Consider the following 21597-nt stretch of genomic DNA (forward strand, 5'->3'; position numbering starts at 1 on the left):
GTCAGTCCGGTCGTCGGCGGGCGCGGTCGCTGGCCTGTATCCCGATGGCGAACGCGGCGAGATCGCCGAGGCTCATCGGGTCACGTCCGGTCAGCTCGTGGATGCGGCCCAGCCGGTGCCGCACGGTGTTGGTGTGCAGGAACAGCTCGCGTGCGGTGTCGATGACGGATCCGTTGGTCGCCAGGAACGTCCGCAGTGTCCGCACGTGCTGGGTGCCGCGCTCGCGGTCGATCTCCTCGAGCGGATCGATGAGCTGATTCTTGAACGGCGCCAAGCGATTCGACGGGAGCCCCTCGAGCAGGCTGCCGAATGTGCTGAGCTGGTCGGGCCCGACGCTGCCACCGTGCTGGCGGGCCATGTCGAGGGCGATCCGCGCCTGGGTGATGGCCGCGGCCAGCTCGACCAGCGCGGAAGCCGCCGAGTGCCCGGACGGCAGGGACAGCTCGGCCGCCAGGCGCCGGAACTCGGCGTCGCCGGCGGTCAGCACCAGGCACACGTCGGGGGCGTCGCCCACCAGCGCGGTGGGGAAGGCCATCGACAGCACCGCGCCGGCCCCCGCGGGCCACGCCGAGCAGGCCAGTTCGGGTGCCGACAGACCGGGCCAGTCGAGCAACTGGCCCAACGCGTCCGGGAGCAGCATCCGGCGCTCCACCAAGGAGAGCAGCTGACCGACACGTTCCCGGGACAGCGCGGCCTCGATATCGCGATCACTCTGCGCGGCCTGGGCGAACCGGGCGATGACCTCCAGCAGGGCCGGCTCCGGTGGGCCGTCGCGCCCCACCCACACGAGGGTTCCCACCCCCTCCACGTCGATGGCTCCGCCGGAACCCTCCGGCTCCAGCACGAAGTAGCCGCCCAGCACCTGCCCGGCCCGGTCCAGCAGCTGACGCACCGTCTCGCCCCGACGCTGCGATGAGAGCAGCTCCGGCACAAGGCTGTTGGTGGCCCGGGCGGCGGCGATCTCACCACCCATCCGGAAGTCGGCGACGAACCGGCTGAGCGCGGCGAACGGCACCTCGGGTGGGGCGATGAGCAGCGCGAGCCCGTCGTGCCGGCACGCCGCGATCAATGCCTCGGGGACGTCGTCGTGCACATCGCCGGTGCCGAAGCACACCGCCGAGGCGTCGGCCCTGCGCAGCGAGGCGACGAAGTCCCGGCACTCCTGCGGACTCTGCAGGCTGATGCCCACCGTGCAGACCAGCTCCCCGCCGCGCAGGTAACGGGAGGGGTCGCGCAGCTCGGTGGTGTGCGCCCAGCTGATCGGCCGGTCCAGATCGCCGGTGGCCGGCTCCGGTCCCGCCAGCCCCAGGCCGGAGGTCAGCAGGTCACGCGAGGTCGGGTCCGGCACCCGCCGAGCGTAACGCCGCCGTCACACGGATACCCGGGCAACGTTGTGCGATCGACCAATGCGGCGGCGCGTCCGTCGTGCGGTTGCAGCGTCTTCGCCTGCAACGCTGGTGCACATGCGGGTGCCGGTTGATAGTTCGTCCAACACGTCCTGAGGAGCAGCACCATGTCAGCACCTGATACCGACGGGTCGCACGTCCTGCGGCGCGAATTCTCGTTGTGGTCGGCGTTCGCGTTCGCCTTCGCGTTCATCTCGCCGATCGTGGCGCTCTACGGCATCTTCGGCTTGGCGCTGGCCGCCGCCGGGCCGAGCTTCTGGTGGGGTTTCGCGTTGGTGTTCGGCGGACAGTTACTGGTCGCGCTGGTGTTCGCGATGCTGGTGTCGCGCTGGCCCCTGGAAGGGTCCATCTACCAGTGGTCGCGGCGGCTGCTGGGCACCACCTACGGCTGGCTCGCGGGGTGGGTCTACATGTGGACGCTGGTGATCGCGATGGCCACCGTCGCGCTGGGCGCGGCAGGGTTCGTGGCCAACATCGCCGGTGTCGACGCACCGTCGGGCGGGCTGCGGGCCGTGATCGCCTTGGTGATCCTGGTCGGCGGGACCGCCATCAACCTGATCGGGCGGGGCGCGCTCAAGGTGTTCATGACCGCCAGCATCGTGGCCGAGGTGATCGGTTCGATCGGCCTGGGCACGTGGCTACTGCTGTTCCACCGGCAGAATTCGATCTCGGTGCTGTTCGAGGGCGGTGGCGCGGACACCAGCACCTGGACCTATCTCAGCGGCCCGTTCCTGATCGCGGTGGCGTTCATCGGCTTCTCCTTCGTGGGGTTCGAGAGCGCGGGCGCCATCGCCGAGGAGGTGCACGAACCGCGTCGCTATCTGCCCAAGGCCGTGCTGTTCTCGCTGACGTTCATCGCGCTGGTGGTGGCCTACTCCAGCCTGGCGATCATCCTGGCCATTCCCGACCTCGATGCGGTGGTCGCCGGTTCGGTGGCCGACCCGGTGTACGAAACCCTCACCACCGCACTGGGTCGCGGCATCGCCAAGCCGGTCGAGGTGCTCTTCGTCATCGGCTTCATCGCGAGCTTCCTGGCCCTGCAGACGTCCGCGTCGCGGGTGATCTGGGCCTACGCCCGCGACGGTGCGCTGCCCGGTGCCACCGCGCTGGCCCGGCTGAGTGGCACCGCGCGGATCCCGGTGTTGGCCATCCTGGTGACCACCGTCGTGGGCGGCGCGCTGTTCCTGCTCAGCATCGTGGCCGGAGACATCTATTCGCTGATGGTCAACTTCACCACCGGCGGCTTCTACCTGGCATTCCTGTTCCCGCTGATCGGGTTCGTGGTGGTGCTGGCCCGGCGGAAGTGGACCGATGGCGCGTTCTCCCTGGGGCGGGCCACCACTCCGGTGGCCGTGGTCGCCGCGGTCTGGGCGGTGCTGCAGATGCTCAACATCTCCTGGCCGCGTGCGGTGTATGACGAGCGGTATCTGGACTGGTCGGTGTGGATCGGGGTGGCGGTCGTCCTGATCGTCGGGTGCGTGATCCTGTTCGGCGTGCGCCGCCGCATCGTCGGCGCCGAGATGATCGACGAACTCGAGACCGCGGATGCCTGACGCGCCCGTCGCCGTCGTGACCGGTGGTGCCAGCGGGATCGGCGCTGCCGTCGTCGCCGCGCTGCGGCACCGCGGATATCTGGTCGGCACCCTGGACCTCAGCGACCGCGCCGATGCCGATCACGTGGTGGCCGTGGATGTCTGCGACGGGCCCGCGGTCACCGGTGCGATCGCCGAGATCGGCCGCCGGCTCGGCCCGATCAGCGCGCTGGTGACATCGGCGGGGTACTACGAGATGGCGCCGGTGGCCGAGATCGACGCGCAGGCGTGGCGGCGCATGCTGCGGGTCCACCTCGGCGGCTTGTTCCACGCGACGCGGGCGTGCCTACCCGGGATGCTGCAACGGAACTCGGGAGCGGTGGTGGCGGTGGCCAGTGAACTCGCCGTCGGCGGCGGCGAGCACGATGCGCATTATGCGGCGGCCAAGGGGGCGATCCTCGGACTGGTGCGCAGCCTGGCGGCCGAAGTGGCCGGCGGTGGTGTGCGGGTCAACGCCGTCGCCCCCGGCCCCACTGATACCCCGCTGCTGGCCGCGGATTCACCCTGGCGCGCACCGGAATACCTGGCCACGCTGCCGCTGCGGCGGCTCACCGCACCGGCCGAGGTGGCGCGCTGCGTCGAATACCTGGTGTGCGATGCCACCTTCAGCACCGGCGATGTGGTGAACGTGAACTCGGGAGCGGTCATATGAGCGCGCTGACCGGCCGCGTCGCACTGGTCACCGGGGCCGCGCAGGGTATGGGTGCCGCCCACGCGCGACGGCTCGCCGCCGCGGGAGCAACCGTGGCGGTCAACGATATTCGCCCCAGCGACGCCCTGGCCGCACTGGCCACCGAGATCGGCGGACTCGCGGTACCCGGCGATGTGTCCGACCCGGGGGTGTGCGCGCAGCTCGCCGACGCGGTCGCGGCGGACGCCGGGCGCCTCGACGTGCTGGTGGCCAACCACGCCTACATGACCATGGCGCCGCTGCTGGAGCACGACGAGCGCGACTGGTGGCGGGTCGTCGACACCAATCTCGGCGGCACGTTTCATCTGGTGCGGGCCGTGCTGCCGCACATGCGCCGGCTGGGGGAGGGCCGCATCGTGGTGATCACCAGTGAGTGGGGCGTGACCGGCTGGCCCGACGCCACCGCTTACGCGGCATCGAAGGCCGGGCTCATCTCGCTGGTCAAGACGTTGGGCCGGGAGCTCGCGCCGGAGCGGATCATCGTGAACGCGGTGGCACCCGGGGTGATCGACACCCCGCAACTGCAGGTCGACGCCGACGCGGCCGGAGTCGGCTTGGCCACGGTCGCGGCCCGGTACGCGGAGTCGATTCCGTTGGGCCGCATCGGAACTGCGGACGAGATCGCCGCCGCGGTCCTGCTGCTGAGTGACTTCGAAATGGAAGCGGTTGTCGGACAGGTGATCTCCTGCAACGGGGGATCCACGAGGAGCAGGGTATGACGCAGCGGTACGTACGGTCACAGGCGGGCAAGGTCGGGCAGGTCGATGCCCAGGTCGTCCCGCGCTACGCGGGGCTGGCGACTTTCGCGCGTCTGCCCCAGCGTCACGAGGTGACCGACCACGACATCGCGGTGGTGGGCGTGCCGTTCGACAGCGGCGTCACCTACCGGCCGGGCGCTCGATTCGGGCCCGCCGCGATCCGGCAGGCATCCCGGCTGCTCAAGCCCTACCACCCCGCACTCGACATCAGCCCGTTCGCGCAGGCTCAGGTGGTCGACGCCGGCGACATCTCGGCCAACCCGTTCGACATCACCGAAGCGGTGGATCAGATCCGCGACGGTGTGGCCGACCTGCTGGGGCGCCCGGAGCAGCGCGTCGTCCTGCTCGGCGGTGACCACACCATCGCGCTGCCTGCGCTGCAGGCGGTCAACCAGGTGCACGGGCCGGTGGCGCTGGTGCATTTCGACGCCCACCTGGACACCTGGGACACCTATTTCGGGGCGCCGTGCACGCACGGCACACCGTTTCGCCGTGCCGCCGAGCAGGGCCTGCTGGTCAAGGACCACTCGGCACATGTGGGTATCCGGGGGTCGCTGTACGACCGGGCCGATCTGCTCGACGACGAATCGCTGGGGTTCACCATCGTGCACTGCCGCGATATCGACCGGATCGGGATCGACGGTGTCATCGAGCGCATCAGGACCCGGGTCGGCGAGCACCCGGTCTACGTGTCGATCGATATCGACGTGCTCGACCCGGCGTTCGCCCCCGGCACCGGGACACCGGAGATCGGCGGCATGACCAGCCGCGAACTGGTCGCCGTGCTGCGCGCCATGCGCGGGATGCGGATCGTCGGCGCCGATGTCGTCGAGGTCGCCCCCGCCTACGACAACGGTGAGGTGACCGCCGTCGCCGCGGCCAATCTCGCCTATGAACTGGTTAGCCTGATGGCCGATGACTTCTAGCCTCGTCTGGCCCGCCGGTAAGTCCGCGGCGGCGGCGTTCACCTTCGACGTGGACGCCGAGTCGGCGGTGCTGTGGGGGAACGAGGCCGTCGCGGCGCGGATGAGCGTGATCTCGCATCAGGCATACGGCCCGCTCGTCGGGATCCCGCGCATCCTCGATCTGCTGGACCGCCACCAGATCCCGGCGACCTTCTTCGTGCCGGGCCACACCGCGCACCGGTATCCCGCTGCGGTGCGCAGCATCGTCACCGCCGGACACGAGATCGCCCATCACGGCTATCTGCACGAGCAGCCCACGGCCCTGACACTGGAGCAGGAGAACGAGGCGCTCGACCGCGGTCTGGATGCGCTGGCCGAGGTGGCCGGTGTACGCCCGGTCGGCTACCGCGCACCGATGTGGGATCTGTCCTGGCACACGCCGGGTCTGCTGGCCGAGCGTGGGTTCCTCTACGACTCCAGCCTGATGGACGCCGACCATCCGTATGAGCTGGCGGTGGGCGACGGCTCGCTGGTGGAGATCCCCATCCAGTGGGCGCTCGACGACTGGGAGCAGTACTGCTACCTGCCCGACATCTCCGGCAGCGGGCTGATCGAGAGCCCGCGCAAGGCGCGAGAACTGTGGCAGCTGGAGTTCGAAGCGCTCCGTGACGCCGGCGCGTGCTGGGTGCTCACCAACCACCCGTTCCTGTCGGGGCGGGCATCGCGTGCGGTGGAGCTCGGCGACCTGATGCGCCACGTCGTCGAACACGACCAGGTGTGGACGACGAACCTGGGCGCCATCGCCGAGCACGTCCGGTCGCTGGGGCTGGAGCCCCGCAGCATCACGAGGCCGTAGGCGCTTGCCCGCGGGACGCTGCGACTCAGATCCCGCGCTTCATGATCGCGTCCAGCAGGCTGGGGGCGATGCTGTCGAGCGCCTTGGCCGATACCGCCATCCGGGGAGCGATACGCACCGGTCGGGTGCGTGCCGCCGTCAGCATCCAGTCCGCGGCCTCCTCGGCCGACAGGCCTGGCATGCCCCGGAAAGCCTCGGTCGGTTCGATCATCGGTGTCTTCACCAGCGGGTAGAACAGCGTCGTCGAATGCACACCCTTGCCCGACCACTCGGTCTCGGCGACCCGGCTGATCGCGGTCAGCGCGGCCTTCGACGCCTGATACGCGCCGAACAGCGGTGACGACTCGTTCATCACACCCCACGTCGACACGTTGATGACGTGCCCGTCGCCGCGTTCGATCATCCCTGGCACCAGGGCCCGCATCAGCCGCAGCGGCGAGTAGTAGTTCAGCGCCATGGTGCGCTCCAGGTCATGCCAGCGCTCCAGCGATTCGATCAGTGGGCGCCGGATGGAGCGACCGGCGTTGTTGATCAGGATGTCGATGCCGCCGTGGCTTTCGAGCACCTGTGCGGTGAGGGCGTCGACGGCATCCAGATCGGACAGGTCCGCCGGGATCGCCTCGGCGATACCGCCGCCGTCGCGGATGCTCTCGGTGAGGGTCTGCAGCAGGTCGGCCCGGCGGGCCACCACGATGACGCTGGCGCCGCACGCGGCGAGCTTGCGCGCGGAGGCCTCGCCGATACCGGAGGAGGCACCGGTGATCAGGATGCGCTTACCGCGCAACTCGACCTCGGGCCCGCGGCTGAGGTATTCCGTCAGCGGCGGGCGCATGCTGGTGAGCAGCACGGCTTCGGACAGTCGGCGCAACGGGTTAAAGCTCACCCAGCGAGTCTAGGAAGGCCGCCGCGATGAGTTCGCGCCGCCTGCGTGGTCACCATGACATGGCGATCACCGCAACCCTGGACACCCGCTTCAGTGAGGCCACCGCACCCGTCGACTGGGGTTCGGTGGCCGACCTGCTGGCCGGCGCCGAGTTGTACTGGCTCAGCACCGTGCGCGCCGACGGCCGCCCGCACGTCACCCCGCTGGTCGGGCTGTGGACGGGGCAGGCGTTCGTGTTCTGCACCGGACCGACCGAGCAGAAGGCACACAACCTCGCCCACGGCGCGGCCGTCGCCGTCACGACGGGGGCCAACACCTGGAACGCCGGACTCGACGCGGTGCTCGAGGGCACCGCGCAGCGGGTGCGAGGCCGCGATCGGTTGACCGCGCTGGCGGCGGCCTACCGCGCCAAGTACGGCGAGGACTGGACCTTCGACTGCGATGACGAGACGTTCAGCCCGGGCGAGAACGCCGCGTACGTGTTCGAGGTGGCGCCGGCCAAGGTGCTGGCCTTCGCGAAGGCGCCGCACGGGCAGACGTCGTTTCGGTTCTGACGTCAGGTTCTAGAAGTAGCGCGGGAACCCGCTCCAGTCCGGGTCGCGCTTCTCCAGGAAGGCGTCGCGGCCCTCCACGGCCTCATCGGTCATGTACGCCAAACGTGTTGCCTCACCGGCGAACACCTGCTGTCCCACCAGGCCGTCGTCGATCAGGTTGAAACCGAACTTCAGCATCCGGATGGCCTGGGGCGATTTGCCGTTGATCTCGGCGGCCCACTGCAGGCCGGTGGTCTCCAGATCGGCATGATCGACGACCTCGTTCACCGCACCCATCTGGTACATGGTCTGCGCGTCGTAGGTGCGGCCCAGGAAGAAGATCTCGCGGGCGAACTTCTGGCCGGTCTGGCGGGCCAGGTAGGCGCTGCCGAACCCGCCGTCGAAGCTGCCGACGTCGGCATCGGTCTGCTTGAACCGGGCGTGCTCGCGGCTGGCCAAAGTCAGATCACAGGTCACGTGCAGGCTGTGCCCGCCACCGGCGGCCCATCCGTTGACCAGGCAGATGACCACCTTCGGCATGAACCGGATGAGCCGCTGCACCTCCAGGATGTGCAACCGCCCGGCCCGCGCCGGATCCACCGTCTCGGCGGTCTCACCCTCGGCGTACTGGTAGCCGCTGCGCCCGCGGATGCGCTGATCGCCGCCGGAGCAGAACGCCCAGCCGCCGTCCTTGGCCGACGGGCCGTTGCCGGTCAGCAGGATCACCCCGACATCGGGCGACATCCGGGCATGGTCGAGTACCCGGTACAGCTCGTCGACGGTGTGCGGCCGGAACGCGTTGCGCACCTCGGGCCGGTCGAAGGCCACCCGCACCGTCGGCTGCGCGACACCGTCGAGGACATGCCGGTGATAGGTGATGTCGGTCAGCTCGAAACCGGGTACGGGCTGCCAGAGTGCCGGGTCAAAGGTCATGCCCCGACTGTATTCAGGATGTTTGGCCGGGTGGGGAGTCGGGTATCAGTGAGCCGCCACAGTGCGTCCCACGCACCGAGACACAGGAGGGTGACGATGAAGTTCACTACCGGTTTGCTGACGGCTTTCGCAGCAGCAGGGCTGCTCATGGGGTGCTCGGCCCCGTCGATCACGGGTGGTGACACATCGTGCAAGGACTTCCTCAACGCGGACGAGAAGACCCAGACCGATGCGGTCGCCAAGATGCTCAAGGACGAAAAGGGCCAGGACGCAGCGCAATTGGAGATCACCGGCACCCGCCTCTCGGTGCAGACGTTCTGCCAGACCGCCGGTAAACAGGACAGCAAGATCAAAGAGGCCCCGCACCTCTAGGGGCTAGACGGGGTACCCGCGCCGGGCTGCGCCATGTGTTCAGCCTAGAGGTCGAACCCGTGCTCGCGGAGTGCGTGCAACAGGCCGTCCGGGCGTTGCGCGGTGGGCAGCGGGTCGACCAGAGCGAAAGCGCATCCCAGTGCGCGGGCTCCGCCGTCGGCCTCCTCGCTGTCACCGATCATCAGCGTCTCGGCCGCCTCGACACCCAGGCGTGTCAGGGCGATGCGGAAGATCTCGGCATCCGGTTTGATCGCGCCGACCTCGAAGCTCAGCACGTATTCGTCGGCCGCTGTGCCGACGGCCGCGAACGCGGGCCGCAGATCGAAAGCGATATTCGACACCACCGCGGTCGCGACGCCGGCGGCGCGCAGGCCGTTCAGCGCCGCAGCGGTGTCCGGGTAGGGCGTCCAGGACGCCGGGTCGACCAGCTTGGGGTAGAGGCTCCTCGCGTGCTGGTCGGTGAGGCCGGATTCGCGCAGCACGTGCAGGTAGGCCTCACGGTGCAGGTGCGGCTCCAGGTCCCGATTCGCCCAGTTGTGGTGCTGTTCGTCATCCATCGGCACGGAGTTGCCGGTGGGTGCGGTCACCCGGCGCATCAGTTCGGCCTGCACATGGCCCTCGACCGCCTGCTCGTCCACCGTGATGCCGGCGAACCAGCTGTCGTCCTCCTCGAGTCGGAACAGCGTGCCGGAGTAGTCGAAGAGAACCGCGCGTAGCTGAGTCACCGTTCCATCTTGGCTCAGAAGTGATCGGGCATGCTCGGCGCCACCGGCCAGCCGAACGCGGTCGCTGTCGCGGGCACCGCACCCGAGGTGAGTTCACCGGCCAGGCCTGCGGTGGTCAGCGCCTGCAGGCTGACCCCGCCCAGGTAGATGGCGCCGAGATCGCGTGCGGTGATCGCGATATCGGCTGGGGCGTCGGTGTTTTCGCACTCGGCGCCGTCGCGGCCGGCGCGCAGCCGAAACCGTCCGGTATTCCACGGGCAGAACTCGTCGCTGACCTGCAGCACCACGTCGACATCGCCGGCGTACCGCCGCAGCGTCAGGGCGCGCGGCACATCGACCAGTCGGGTGAAGATGGCGTCGTTCACCTGGCATTGCAGCGCCCGCTGGTCGGCGACCAGATAGCGCAGGCGTTCGTCCACGGCGGCACCGTCGTACTGCATGGTCCTGATCAGGTCGATATCGAGCAGGTAGCGCCAAATACGCGCGTAGGCACGAGGATTGGTGGCACGCACCTCCTGGACGTGCAGTTCGCCGTTGGGCCCGGCCGGCGCCCAATCCGACTTGGGTCGGTAGATCGCGTAGGCGCTGGCGGAACCGTCGGGTTCGTGATGCAGGGCGAACCGGATACTGCCGGCACCCTTGCGTCGTTCCGCAGTGTCGTGCAGCCAGTAGTCCCACCAGGGGGCGGGGCGGTCCATCCGGCCGGGCAGGTTCGCCAGCGCCCGGTCGTAGATCGCCGGGGCGGCCCCCAGCAGGGTCTCGCGGTCGGCCTCGGTCACCGTCCCCGCACCCAGATCGACGTCGGTGCGGAACCCGAGATCGCGGACCCTGCCGGAGAGCACCGCATTGGAGCTGGCCAGCCCGTATCCGAACCGGCCGTAGATCAGCGTCTCGGAGGCGAACAGCATGGCCAGCGCCTCGGTGCCGCGGGACCGGATGTCGTCGAGCTGGTGGCGCATCATCGCCGTCAGCAGACCCTTGCGCCGATGGCTGGGCGACACCGTCACTCCGGTGACGGCGGCGACCGGCACCAGCGCACCGCCGGGCAGGCTCACCTTCTTGCTGTACGCGCCCGCCGTGGCGGCCCAGCGGGTTCCGTCGTGGAAACCGAACATCCGGTCCAGCTCGGTGAACTTGCGGCCCAGTTCGATCTCGTCGGGCTGAGGATCCTGCAGGAACACCGAGTACATGGTGGCCATGAAGCTCTGGAAGTCGTCATCGTCGGTAACAGCGCGCAAGCTCAGTTCGGGCACACGTTCATGCGTACCGCACCGCGGTGCGGTCAGTCACGTGAATATCTGGCGGCCTTGCGTAGCAACACGTCGCGCTCCCGGTCATTGCCGACCAGTTCCGCCGCGGCGTGAAACGCAGCCGCCGCCTCGGCGTGGCGGTTCAGCCGGGCCAGCAGTTCGCCGCGCACGCTGGGCAGCAGGTAGGAGTCCTGCAGCCCGGTGATGCCGTCGGCGATCCGCAGGCCGCTGGCGGGTCCCTGCGCCATCGCCACCGCGACGGCGCGGTTCAGCTCGATCACCGGCGACGGCGAGATCTGCAGCAGGGCATCGTAAATCGTCACGATGCGGGACCAGTCGGTGTCGGCACTCGTGGGCGCCAGCGCGTGGCATTCGGCCAGTGCGGCCTGCAACGCGTAAGGGCCCCAACCGCGCCCGGCCCGCGCGTCCTCGGCGCGCTGCAGGGCCACGGTGGCGCGCCGGATCTGAGCCCGGTCCCAACGGGTGCGGTCCTGGTCTTCCAACAGGATGGCGTTACCGTCGGCGTCGGTGCGCGCGGCGAACCGCGAGGACTGGAACTCCATCAGGGCCAGCAACCCGTGGACTTCGGGTTCAGTGGGCACCAGTGCCGCCAGCACGCGGGCCAGTCGGATTGCCTCACTGCATAATTCGTCACGAATCCAGCGGCTGCCGAACGATGCCGAGTAGCCCTCGTTGTAGATCAGATAGAGGACACTGAGCACCGCGGACAGCCGGGCTCGAAACTCGTCGCGCTCGGGCACCTCGAACGCGCACCCCGCCAGGGCTTTCTTGGCGCGGGTGATCCTGGCCGCCGCAGTCGCTGTCGGGATCAGGAACGCCCGCGCGATCTCGTCGGTGGTCAGCCCGCCCACCACGCGCAGCGTCAGCGCGATCTGGGCTTCGCGGGACAACACCGGATGCGCGGCGCTGAAGATGAGCCGCAACACGTCGTCGTCGATGCGATCGGGATCCCACGCCTGGTCGACGTGGTCGTCCAGCTCGCGGGCCAGCACCGCGTACTTGGCGTCCAGGTTCTCCTGGCGGCGCCATTGGTCGACGGCCTTGCGCTTGGCGACGGTCGTCAACCAGGCACCCGCGTTGCGTGGCACCCCGGATTGCGGCCACTGCGTCAGCGCGTCGACCAGGGCATCGGATGCCAGGTCCTCGGCCACGCCGAGGTCACCCACCCAGCGGGTCAGCGTCGCGATGATCCTCGCGGCCTCCATACGCCACACCGCGTCCACGGTCTGGCGGATGTCCTCCGGCACGTTGCCATTGTGCGCGCGGGAGGGCCTAGCCCACCGATCGGGCCGCACCGGCCCAGAACTGGGCGCGCACCGCCTTCTTGTCCGGCTTGCCCAGCGCGGTCACCGGCACCGCATCGACGACGATGACCTGCTTGGGTGACTGCACCGAACCCTTACGGTCCTTGACCGCGGACTGGATCTCCACCGTCATCGCCGACACTGCGGCTTCGTCGGACGGGGCGCCCGGACGCAGCACGACCACCGCCGTCACCGCCTCGCCCCACTTCTCGTCGGGCGTTCCGATGACGCAGACCTGGGCGATCGCCGGGTGTTCGGCGATGACGTCCTCCACCTCGCGGGGGAACACGTTGAACCCGCCGGTGACGATCATGTCCTTGGTGCGGTCGACGATGAAGTAGAAGCCGTCCTCGTCCTCGCGGGCCAGGTCGCCGGTGTGCATCCAGCCGTCCTTGAAGGTGTCGGCGGTGGCGTCCGGCAGATTCCAGTACCCGCCCGACAGCAACGGACCGGACACGCAGATCTCGCCGACCTCGCCCTGGGGCACCGGGTTGCCGTCGTCGCCGAGCAGGGCTACCCGGGCGAACAGGGTGGGCCTGCCGCACGAGGTGAGCCGCTTCTCGTCATGGTCGTCCTTGGCGAGGTAGGTGATCACCATCGGTGCTTCGGACTGGCCGTAGTACTGCGCGAAGATCGGGCCGAACCGGTCGATGGCCTCCTTGAGCCGCACCGGGTTCATCGCCGAGGCGCCGTAGTAGACGGTTTCCAGCGACGACAGGTCCCGGGTGTGCGAATCCGGGTGATCCATCAGCGCGTAGATCATCGACGGCACCAGCATGGTGGCGGTGATCTTCTGTTCCTCGATCACCCGCAGCACCTCGGCCGGGTCGAACTTGGTCAGCACGACCAGCTCGCCGCCCTTGATGATGGTGGGCACGAAGAACGCGGCCCCCGCGTGCGACAGCGGGGTGCACATCAGGAACTTCGGATGCTGCGGCCACTCCCACTCGGCGAGCTGGATCGTCGTCATCGTGGTGATCGATTGCACGGTGCCGATGACGCCTTTGGGCTTGCCGGTCGTGCCGCCGGTGTAGGTGAGCCCACCGACATGATCGGGGGCCAGGTCGGCGGCCACCAGGGGCTGCGGATCGTACGTGGCGGCCTCGGCGGCCAGATCCGTGGCGACCCCGACCAGCGCTTGCGGGACGGGACCGATCGTCAGCACCTGGCGCAACGAGGGCACCTTCTCCAGCAGGCCGAGAGCCCGCTCGACGAAAGCCGGGGTGGGGTCGATGACCAGCGTGCTGACCCCGGCATCGGTCAAGACGTAGGCGTGGTCGTCCAGTGAGCCTAGAGGGTGTAGTGCCGTGCGGCGGTAGCCCTGGGTCTGCCCGGCACCGATGATCATCAGCACCTCGGGGCGGTTCAGCGAGAGCAGCCCGACGGCCGCGCCGGTGCCGGCGCCGAGCGCCTCGAAGGCCTGAATGTACTGGCTGATCCGTTCGGCGAGCTGACCGCCGGTCAGCGTGGTGTCGTCGAGGAACAGCACCGGCTTGTTCTTGTTGCGCTTGAGGGCGCCCACGGTGAGGTGTCCGGAATGGATGGGGTGCCTCAGCAGGTCGCCTGACGAGCGCTCGCGCGAGGAAGCAACAGCTTGGGTCATACAGACAGACTAGAACGTGTTTCAGAAATGAAGCCAGGGGATGCCCCGAAAAGCAGGTAGTCAACTACGCATGCGCGACCACGCGGGCCGTCGGAGACTGGTGCGCAACAGAGACGAGGGGTTTGCCGGCGCGGCCATCGGGGGAGGGCCGGCGTGGTCCCCGGCGGTGTGGACGCACCGTCGGGGACCGCGTTCACGCGTCAGCGGCCGGTCAGCGGCCCGCAGCCTTGCGGGCGTCGGCCGCCAGTTTCTCGGCCATATCGGCCTTCCACTGGATCTCGCGCTGCACCCACTCGTTGTCCTGCGGGAACTCGTCGATCTCGCTGACCCGGCGGACCTCCAGCTTCACGCCCGGCCCCAGCGGGCACTTGCGCGCCCACTGCTTGGCCTCTTCCTTGGATGACACGTCCAGGATCCAGAAGCCGTTGAACAGTTCCTTGGCCTCGGTGTACGGGCCGTCGGTCACCACCGGTGGGTCGGCGTCGAAGTCGACCACGAAGCCCTCCTCGGGCGGGGTCAACCCCTCACCGGCCAGCAGGACACCGGCCTTGATGAGCTCCTCGTTGTAGCGGCCCATCGCGGCGATGATCTCGGTGAAATCGATATTTTCCGCCACGAACTCTTCGGCCGCCGGGGTGGACCGCATGATCAGCATGTAGCGCGACATCGTGTTCTCTCCTGTCGTGTCGGGGCTCCGCTTATCGTGCCCTCGAGATGACGTCGAACGACATCCCGGCCAAATCGACACGGCCGCGCAAAAAAGTTTGAAGAATCATCGTCATGCCCGCCGACCTGGTCCTCACCGGAAACATCCGCACCATCGACGACTCCCGACCGACCGCACGATCGCTCGCGGTCAGCGACGGCCGCATCGTCGCCATCGGGGCTGATCCGGCCGACATCGAGGAGTGGGTCGGGCCGGGCACCGCGGTGGTCGACGTCGGGGACGGCTGCGTGCTGCCCGGGTTCGTCGAGGCACACGGCCATCCGTTGATGGAGGCCGTCGCGCTGTCGGACCGGATGGCCGACATCCGGCCCGTCACGCTGCGCTCGGCCGATGAGGTGGTCGCCGCCGTCCGCGCCGAGGTCGCCAAGCGTGGCGCGGACGGCGCGTACCTGAACGGCTGGGATCCGCTGCTGCAGCGCGGTCTGCCCGAACCCACGCTGTCCTGGTTGAACGACATCGCGGACACCCCGCTGGTGATCATCCACAACTCGGGCCACAAGGCCTTCTTCAATTCCGCGGCGGCCCGCGCCGCCGGGCTCTCGAGGGAGACCCCGGATCCCAAGGGTGCGCGCTACGGGCGCGACGCCGACGGTGAACTCGACGGCACCGCCGAAGAATCCGCGGCGGTGTTCCCGCTGCTCGGTGGGGCCGTCAAGGTCAGCGACTACCCGGCGATGCTGATGGCCGAATGCGAGCGGCTGAACCGGGCCGGACTCACGACATGTTCGGAGATGGCGTTCGACCCGATGTTGCGGCCGGTGCTCACCGCACTGCACGACCGGTTGACGGTGCGGTTGCGCACCTACGAGATGTCCACGGCCGCGCTGCACACCGACGCGAACCCCGGTGACGGCGACGACCTGGTGCGTCAGGTGGGCATCAAGATCTGGGTGGACGGCTCACCGTGGATCGGCAACGTCGACCTGACGTTCCCGTACCTGGACACCGAGGACACCCGCATCATCGGTGTCGTCCCGGGCTCGTGCGGACATGCCAACTACACCCGCGAGCAACTCACCGAGATCGTCGGCACGTTCTATCCCCAGGGCTGGCAGATGTCCTGCCACGTGCACGGCGATCACGGCGTCGACACCATCCTCGATGTGTATGAGCATGCGCTGCAAGCCAATCCACGTCCAGACCACCGGCTGCGGCTGGAGCACGTCGGCGCCATCACCCCGGCCCAGCTGCAGCGCGCGCACGCCCTCGGCGTCACCTGCAGCCTGTTCGTCGATCACTTGCACTACTGGGGTGACGTCATCGTCGACGGGCTGTTCGGGCCGGAACACGGGGAGCAGTGGATGCCGTGCGGGTCGGCGGTGGCCACCGGCATGCGGATCTCGCTGCACAACGACCCGCCGGTCACACCCGAGGAGCCGCTACGCAATATCAGCGTGGCCGCGACCCGCACCGCGCCGAGCGGGCGGGTGCTGGCACCGCAGGAGCGGCTGACGGTCGACCAGGGGCTCAAGGCGCAGACCATCGACGCCGCCTACCAGCTGTTCGCCGATGACATCGTCGGGTCGATCGAGGTCGGTAAGTACGCCGATCTTGTTGTGCTGTCGGCGGATCCGTCCGCGGTGAGCCCCGAAGAGGTGGCGAATCTGACGGTCCGCGCCACCTATCTGGCGGGGCGACAGGTTTATCCCAAACCAGCCTGATGTCCGGGTAGAAGTGGCAGGCTGTGGGCATGTCCGAGGCCACCCCTGCCGCTGCGCTCGGCTCAGCCCTGCCCGAGCCGCAATTTCTCGATGAACGTGTCGCCCACTGGGCGGCAACCACACCCGACGAGGAGGCGGTGACCTACCTCAGCCGGAGCTGGACCTGGTCGCAGTGGGATGACCGAATCCGGCGGGCGGCCGGGGCGCTGGCGGCCCGCGGTATCGGCCGCGGCGACGTCGTCGCCTTCCTGGACAAGAACCATCCGGCGTGCGTGGAGGTGACGCTGGCGGCAGCGTCGCTGGGTGCGGCCAACGCCATCATCAATTTCCGGCTGGCCGCCGAGGAATTGGACTATGTGGTCAACGATTCCGGCGCCAAGCTGCTCTTCGTCGGTGCCGATCTCAAGCCGGCCGTCGAGGCGATCCGCGACAAATTACCGGCCGTCACGCAGATCATCGAGGTCACACCCGAGGGCGACGACGAGTACGAGGCCATGCTCGCCGCCGCCACCCCGACCGGCCGCTCGCCCGAGGTGAGCCCCGAGGACACCTGCATCATCATGTATTCGTCGGGCACCACCGGCCGGCCCAAAGGTGTCGCGCTGTCGCAGGCCAATGTCATCGCCCACACGATCAACGCATTCGAGGGCTGGACCGCCGAACCGGGGGACAAGAACCTGGTGGCCATGCCGCTGTTCCACGTCGGCGGCACCTCCTACATGCAGTACGGGCTGCACCACGGCGTGCCCAGCTACATGACCCGCGACGTCGACGGCGCGGCGCTGGCCGGCGGCATCCTGGCCGGCGCGAACCGGACCTTCCTGGTGCCCGCGGTGCTGGCCAAGGTGCTCGACACCGGCCCGGAGGCGGTGCAGCTGTTCGGCGCGCTGAAGACCTACGCCTACGGCGCCTCCCCGATGCCGCTGCCGCTGCTGCGTCAGGCGCTGGAGGCCTGGCCGGACACCGAGTTCATCCAGGTGTACGGGCTGACCGAGGTGTGCGGGGTGGTGACCCGGCTGATGCCCGAGGATCACCGCGCGGACAACGAGGAGCGCCTGGTCAGTGCGGGCACCCTGATCTCCGGTACCGAGCTGCGGGTCGTCGATCCCAACACGGGGCAGGACGTGCCCAAGGGCGAACAGGGTGAATTGTGGTTCCGCACAACGCAGTTGATGAAGGGGTACCTGAACAAACCGGAGGCCACCGCCGAGGCCATCACCCCCGACGGCTGGTTCCGCACCGGCGATATCGGCCGGATCGACGCCGACGGCTACGTGTTCGTCGAGGACCGACTCAAGGACATGATCATCACCGGCGGCGAGAATGTGTACTCCATCGAGGTGGAACGGATACTCGCTGAGCATCCGGCCGTGGCCGAGGTCGCGGTGTTCGGAGTGCCGGACGAGAAGTGGGGCGAGGCGGTCAAAGCCGTCGTGGCCTTGGAGGGTGACGCCAGCGAGGCCGACCTCATCGCGTGGGCGCGTCAGCACCTGGCGGCGTACAAGTGCCCGAAGACTGTCGACTTCACCGATGCGCTGCCGCGCAACCCTACTGGCAAGATCATGAAGAAGGATCTACGCAAGCCGCATTGGGAGGGTCGCGATCGCGCCACCGTTTGACGTACCCCTGCCCGATCTGCTGGAACGGCTGCATGTGGTCGCGCTGCCGATGCGGGTCCGGTTCCGCGGGATCACCGTCCGCGAGGTGGCACTGATCGACGGGCCCGCCGGCTGGGGTGAATTCGGGGCGTTCCTGGAGTACCCGCCGGCCGAGGCCGCGCTGTGGTTGGCGTCGGGAATCGAAGCGGCGTATGGCGTTTCGCCCGTTCCGCGGCGCGACCGGATCCCGATCAACGCGACCGTGCCCGCGGTGCCCGCCGCGCAGGTGCCCGAAGTGCTGGCCCGGTTTCCGGGTGCCGCCACCGCGAAGGTGAAGGTCGCCGAACCGGGGCAGACCCTTGCCGACGACATCGCCCGGGTGGCCGCAGTCCGCGCCCTGGTGCCCGTGGTCCGGGTCGATGCCAACGGCGGGTGGACGGTGGACCAGGCGGTGCAGGCGGCCGCCAGTCTCGGGCCCCTGGAGTATCTCGAACAGCCCTGTGCCACGGTCGAAGAGCTCGCGCAGCTGCGCCGCCTGATCGATGTGCCGGTGGCGGCCGACGAGTCGATCCGCAAGGCGGACGATCCGTTCCGGGTGGTGGCCCTGGCGGCCGCCGATATCGCGGTGGTCAAGGTGGCCCCGCTGGGCGGGGTGAGCCGGCTGCTGGAGATCGCCACCGCGATCGGCATCCCGCTGGTGGTGTCGAGCGCGCTGGACTCCGCGGTCGGCATGTCCCGCGGCCTGCTGGCCGCGGCCTGCCTGCCCGACCTGTCGCACGCCTGCGGGCTGGGCACCGGGGGACTCTTCGTCGAGGACGTGGTGGACGCGGCGCCGCCGGTCGACGGCTACCTTCCGGTCGGGCCGGTGACGCCCGACCCGGCCCGCTTGGCCGGACTGGCCGTGGGGCCGGACCGGCGCCAGTGGTGGATCGAGCGGGTGCGGGAATGTCATGCGCTGTGGTGAGTCGCGGATCGTCGTCGGGTGACGCCGGGCGATTGCGTATCCGCCTACGCTATGCGGGCCTGACCAGCGGATAGACACTGACTGCATGCAGGTCGGACTGCTCGAGACGATCGTCGCGGGCAAGCCGCGGGTGGACACGTTCAGATCAACGGGTGTGCATTGCAGCGCAGCGCCGTGCGGGGAGTCACGGCACTGCTGCCATTCGCCCAGATCGTCCGCAGACTGAAGCGGCTGTAGCGCCGTGTCCTGATCTGTGGGGACCATGTCCTGGACGCCACGGCCGGGGCCCGCCACGATGAGATCGTGATGCGATCGGTGGTGATCCTCGGCTACGGCGGTGTCCAGGGGCTCGATGTCGTCGGGCCGTTCGACGTGTTCACCGGCGCCACGATGCACCTCGCCGCGCAGGAGCGCCTCGGCGGATACGACGTGCGCCTGATCTCCATGGACGGCCGGCCGATCGCCACCATGACCGGACTGGAGTTCGTCGCCGCCGCACCACCGGATCCGCGGCAGGCCGTCGACACCGTGGTCATCCCCGGCGGGTTCGGCGTCGAGGAGGCGCGCCACAACCCCGCGGTCGTCGCATGGATCCGCGCTGCCGCACCGCGCGCACGGCGGATCGTGACCGTCTGCTCGGGCGCCATCCTGGCGGCCGAGGCCGGGCTGCTCGACGGTTGCACCGCCACCACGCACTGGGCCTTCGCGCCGCGGCTGGCCGGCGAATTCCCCTCCATCACCGTCGATCCGGAACCGATCTTCGTGCGTAGCTCCGAGCAGGTGTGGACCGCGGCGGGCGTCACCGCCGGGATCGACCTGGCCCTGCACCTCGTCGAGGAGGACCACGGCACCGAGATCGCGCAGACCGTCGCCCGGTGGCTGGTGCTCTACCTGCGTCGCCCGGGCGGGCAGACGCAGTTCGCCGCTCCGGTGTGGATGCCGCGGGCCCGGCGCGCGCCCATCCGCGAGGTGCAGGAGGCCATCGAATCCGAACCCGGAGGCGCGCACAGCATTTCGGCCCTGGCTCAGCGCGCGGCGATGAGCCCGCGACACTTCACCCGATTGTTCACCGAGGAAGTCGGCGAGGCGCCCGGTGCCTACGTCGAACGGATCCGTACCGACGCCGCCCGCCGGCAACTGGAGGAGACCGATGACACCGTCACCGTGATCGCCACCCGTTGCGGGTTCGGCAGCGCCGAAACCCTGCGCCGCAACTTCGTCCGGCGCGTGGGTGTTTCGCCCGATCAGTACCGCAAGTCCTTCGCCTAGAGGAGATCGCCATGCAGACCGCCATCGTCCTGTACCCGGGATTCACCGCGCTCGATTTCATCGGTCCCTACGAGTCGTTGCGGTGGCTGCCCGACGCGGAGGTGCGCTTCGTCTGGCACGAGCCCGGGCCCGTCGCCGCGGATTCCGGGGTGCTGGTGGTCGGCGCGACCCATTCGTTCGACGAGACCCCGTCACCGGAGGTGATCCTCATCCCCGGCGGCTTCAGCACCATGGAGCACGCCCGCGACGAACGGTTGCTCGACTGGGTGCGCCGCGCCCACCGCACCGCCACCTGGACGACATCGGTGTGTTCGGGCTCGGTCATCCTGGCCGCCTCGGGCGTGCTGGACGGCAAACGCGCCACCTCGCACTGGGCGGCCCTGCCGGTGCTCAAGACGTTCGGGGTGACGCCGGTCGGTGACGAGCGCGTGGTGCATCAAGGTGAGGTGGTGACGGCCGCGGGCGTGTCGGCCGGGATCGACCTCGGGTTGTGGCTGGCCGCCCAGATCGGCGGGGAGGACCGGGCCAAGGCGATCCAGCTGTCGATGGAGTACGACCCGCAGCCGCCGTTCGACTCCGGACACTTCTCGAAGGCCTCGGCGGCCACCAAGGCCTCGGCGACGGCGCTGATGTCGCGCGAGCTGTTGAAACCCGCCGCGCTCAAGGCCAGCACGCTGCTGCTGTGGGACCAGGCGATCAAGAAGGTCCGCGCCCGCTTGTAGGGTCGGCCGGGTGAACCTGGCTTATGACGACCGCGGCAGCGGCGATCCCGTCCTGTTCATCGCCGGCCGTGGCGGCGCGGGCCGCACCTGGCACCTGCATCAGACGCCCGCGTTCCGGCGGGCGGGCTACCGCGTCATCACGTTCGACAACCGGGGTATCGGCGCCACCGAGAACGCCAGCGGCTTCACCACCGAACAGGTGGTCGCCGATACCGCCAAACTGATCGAGGACCTGGTCGGTGGACCGGTCCGCGTCGTCGGCGTGTCGATGGGGTCGTTCATCGCGCAGGAACTGATGCTGGCCCGGCCCGACCTGGTCACGCAGGGCGTGCTGATGGCCACCCGGGGCAGACACGACAAGGCGCGGGACTTCTTCAGCAATGCCGAACGTGAGCTCGCCGCCGCCGGTGTCACCCTGCCGCCGGCCTACGACGCCAAGATCCGGTTGCTGGAGAGCTTCTCGCCCAAGACCCTCAACGACGACCGGGCGGTGACGGACTGGGCGGAGATGTTCACCATGTGGCCGACCAAGTACACCCCGGGGCTGCGCAGCCAGCTTGATATCTCCCCGCAGACCAACCGGCTGCCCGCCTACCGCAGCATCACGGCATCGGTGTTGGTGATCGGGTTCACCGACGACATCGTGATGCCCCCGCACCTGGGCCGCGAGGTGGCCGACGCCATCCCGCGCGGCCGCTACCTGGAGATCGCCGACGCCGGGCACCTCGGCTTCATCGAGCAGCCCGACACCGTCAACGACGCCGTCCTGCAGTTCTTCGGCGAAGAGCGCATGCAGTTGCCCATCGAGCCCCGGGCATAGGCTG

At 69.1% G+C, this 21597-nt stretch carries 21 protein-coding genes; 13 read left to right on the top strand and 8 right to left on the bottom strand.

The genetic code is table 11. The features are described from left to right. Position 1: 1 nt before the first annotated feature. Positions 2 to 1348, bottom strand: coding sequence for a PucR family transcriptional regulator (locus FHU31_RS05805; protein ID WP_167156645.1), 1347 nt, complete (start codon positions 1346 to 1348; stop codon positions 2 to 4). 165 nt (positions 1349 to 1513) lie between these two features. Between FHU31_RS05805 and FHU31_RS05810 the strand changes: the two genes are divergently transcribed. From FHU31_RS05810 to FHU31_RS05830, 5 genes are read left to right on the top strand one after another with little or no spacing between them, the layout of a single operon-like run. Continuing rightward, on the top strand, positions 1514 to 2959 hold the full coding sequence (locus FHU31_RS05810) for an APC family permease (protein ID WP_167156647.1): 1446 nt from the start codon (positions 1514 to 1516) through the stop codon (positions 2957 to 2959). After that, positions 2952 to 3650 carry an SDR family NAD(P)-dependent oxidoreductase gene (locus FHU31_RS05815; RefSeq protein ID WP_167156649.1) on the top strand — a complete coding sequence of 233 codons (699 nt, stop codon included), beginning with the start codon at positions 2952 to 2954 and terminating at the stop codon, positions 3648 to 3650. The genes FHU31_RS05810 and FHU31_RS05815 overlap by 8 nt, the downstream gene beginning before the upstream one ends. Beyond that, a complete protein-coding gene (locus tag FHU31_RS05820; protein WP_167156651.1) occupies positions 3647 to 4408 on the top strand; it encodes an SDR family NAD(P)-dependent oxidoreductase in 762 nt (253 codons plus the stop codon). The genes FHU31_RS05815 and FHU31_RS05820 overlap by 4 nt, the downstream gene beginning before the upstream one ends. Next, entirely contained in the window at positions 4405 to 5373 is a 969-nt protein-coding gene (gene speB / locus FHU31_RS05825; RefSeq protein WP_167156653.1) for an agmatinase, read from the top strand. Before FHU31_RS05820 ends, speB begins: the two co-directional genes overlap by 4 nt. Next, complete coding sequence (locus FHU31_RS05830; protein ID WP_167156655.1) at positions 5363 to 6208, top strand: polysaccharide deacetylase family protein; 846 nt, start codon at positions 5363 to 5365, stop codon at positions 6206 to 6208. Before speB ends, FHU31_RS05830 begins: the two co-directional genes overlap by 11 nt. A 25-nt stretch (positions 6209 to 6233) precedes the next feature. Here FHU31_RS05830 and FHU31_RS05835 read toward each other — a convergent pair whose 3' ends face one another. Next, the gene (locus tag FHU31_RS05835; protein WP_167156657.1) at positions 6234 to 7091 is read right to left on the bottom strand and encodes an SDR family oxidoreductase; all 858 of its coding nucleotides are present in this window, start codon (positions 7089 to 7091) and stop codon (positions 6234 to 6236) included. Between the two features lie 59 nt (positions 7092 to 7150). Here FHU31_RS05835 and FHU31_RS05840 point away from each other — a divergent pair, with 59 nt between their 5' ends. Then, on the top strand, positions 7151 to 7645 hold the full coding sequence (locus tag FHU31_RS05840) for a pyridoxamine 5'-phosphate oxidase family protein (RefSeq protein WP_167156659.1): 495 nt from the start codon (positions 7151 to 7153) through the stop codon (positions 7643 to 7645). 9 nt (positions 7646 to 7654) lie between these two features. Here FHU31_RS05840 and FHU31_RS05845 read toward each other — a convergent pair whose 3' ends face one another. Next, positions 7655 to 8557 (bottom strand): 1,4-dihydroxy-2-naphthoyl-CoA synthase, encoded by a 903-nt coding sequence (locus FHU31_RS05845; protein ID WP_167156661.1) that lies wholly within the window; start codon positions 8555 to 8557, stop codon positions 7655 to 7657. 96 nt (positions 8558 to 8653) lie between these two features. On the opposite strand from FHU31_RS05845, the gene FHU31_RS05850 reads away from it, so the two are divergent. Beyond that, positions 8654 to 8929 carry a hypothetical protein gene (locus FHU31_RS05850; RefSeq protein WP_090360198.1) on the top strand — a complete coding sequence of 92 codons (276 nt, stop codon included), beginning with the start codon at positions 8654 to 8656 and terminating at the stop codon, positions 8927 to 8929. Positions 8930 to 8973: 44 nt separating this feature from the next. On the opposite strand, the gene FHU31_RS05855 is transcribed toward FHU31_RS05850, so the two are convergent. From FHU31_RS05855 to FHU31_RS05875, 5 genes are all read right to left on the bottom strand, one after another. Beyond that, positions 8974 to 9654, bottom strand: a complete 681-nt coding sequence (locus tag FHU31_RS05855; protein ID WP_167156663.1) for an HAD family hydrolase — start codon at positions 9652 to 9654, stop codon at positions 8974 to 8976. 14 nt (positions 9655 to 9668) lie between these two features. Next, positions 9669 to 10907, bottom strand: a complete 1239-nt coding sequence (locus FHU31_RS05860; protein ID WP_167156665.1) for a GNAT family N-acetyltransferase — start codon at positions 10905 to 10907, stop codon at positions 9669 to 9671. Positions 10908 to 10936: 29 nt separating this feature from the next. Next, the gene (locus FHU31_RS05865) at positions 10937 to 12130 is read right to left on the bottom strand and encodes an RNA polymerase sigma factor (protein ID WP_208410474.1); all 1194 of its coding nucleotides are present in this window, start codon (positions 12128 to 12130) and stop codon (positions 10937 to 10939) included. A gap of 67 nt (positions 12131 to 12197) precedes the next feature. After that, entirely contained in the window at positions 12198 to 13832 is a 1635-nt protein-coding gene (fadD8, locus tag FHU31_RS05870; RefSeq protein ID WP_167156669.1) for a fatty-acid--CoA ligase FadD8, read from the bottom strand. A gap of 211 nt (positions 13833 to 14043) precedes the next feature. Continuing rightward, positions 14044 to 14499, bottom strand: a complete 456-nt coding sequence (locus tag FHU31_RS05875; protein ID WP_167156671.1) for a YciI family protein — start codon at positions 14497 to 14499, stop codon at positions 14044 to 14046. A 113-nt stretch (positions 14500 to 14612) separates the two neighbouring features. Between FHU31_RS05875 and FHU31_RS05880 the strand changes: the two genes are divergently transcribed. The 6 genes from FHU31_RS05880 to FHU31_RS05905 all read left to right on the top strand — a co-directional run bounded on the left by FHU31_RS05880 (position 14613) and on the right by FHU31_RS05905 (position 21593). Then, on the top strand, positions 14613 to 16220 hold the full coding sequence (locus tag FHU31_RS05880) for an amidohydrolase (RefSeq protein WP_167156673.1): 1608 nt from the start codon (positions 14613 to 14615) through the stop codon (positions 16218 to 16220). A 29-nt stretch (positions 16221 to 16249) separates the two neighbouring features. After that, positions 16250 to 17839, top strand: coding sequence for a long-chain-fatty-acid--CoA ligase (locus FHU31_RS05885; protein ID WP_167156675.1), 1590 nt, complete (start codon positions 16250 to 16252; stop codon positions 17837 to 17839). After that, positions 17823 to 18782: an o-succinylbenzoate synthase gene (locus FHU31_RS05890; RefSeq protein ID WP_263988012.1), complete on the top strand. Its 960-nt coding sequence runs from the start codon at positions 17823 to 17825 to the stop codon at positions 18780 to 18782. Before FHU31_RS05885 ends, FHU31_RS05890 begins: the two co-directional genes overlap by 17 nt. A 306-nt stretch (positions 18783 to 19088) precedes the next feature. Next, positions 19089 to 20051, top strand: coding sequence for a GlxA family transcriptional regulator (locus FHU31_RS05895; RefSeq protein WP_208410475.1), 963 nt, complete (start codon positions 19089 to 19091; stop codon positions 20049 to 20051). Between the two features lie 11 nt (positions 20052 to 20062). Continuing rightward, positions 20063 to 20773: a DJ-1/PfpI family protein gene (locus tag FHU31_RS05900; RefSeq protein WP_167156677.1), complete on the top strand. Its 711-nt coding sequence runs from the start codon at positions 20063 to 20065 to the stop codon at positions 20771 to 20773. 10 nt (positions 20774 to 20783) lie between these two features. Next, positions 20784 to 21593 (top strand): alpha/beta fold hydrolase, encoded by an 810-nt coding sequence (locus FHU31_RS05905; protein ID WP_167156679.1) that lies wholly within the window; start codon positions 20784 to 20786, stop codon positions 21591 to 21593. Positions 21594 to 21597: the final 4 nt, after the last annotated feature.

It is taken from the genome of Mycolicibacterium fluoranthenivorans (assembly GCF_011758805.1).
GTDB lineage: Bacteria > Actinomycetota > Actinomycetes > Mycobacteriales > Mycobacteriaceae > Mycobacterium > Mycobacterium fluoranthenivorans.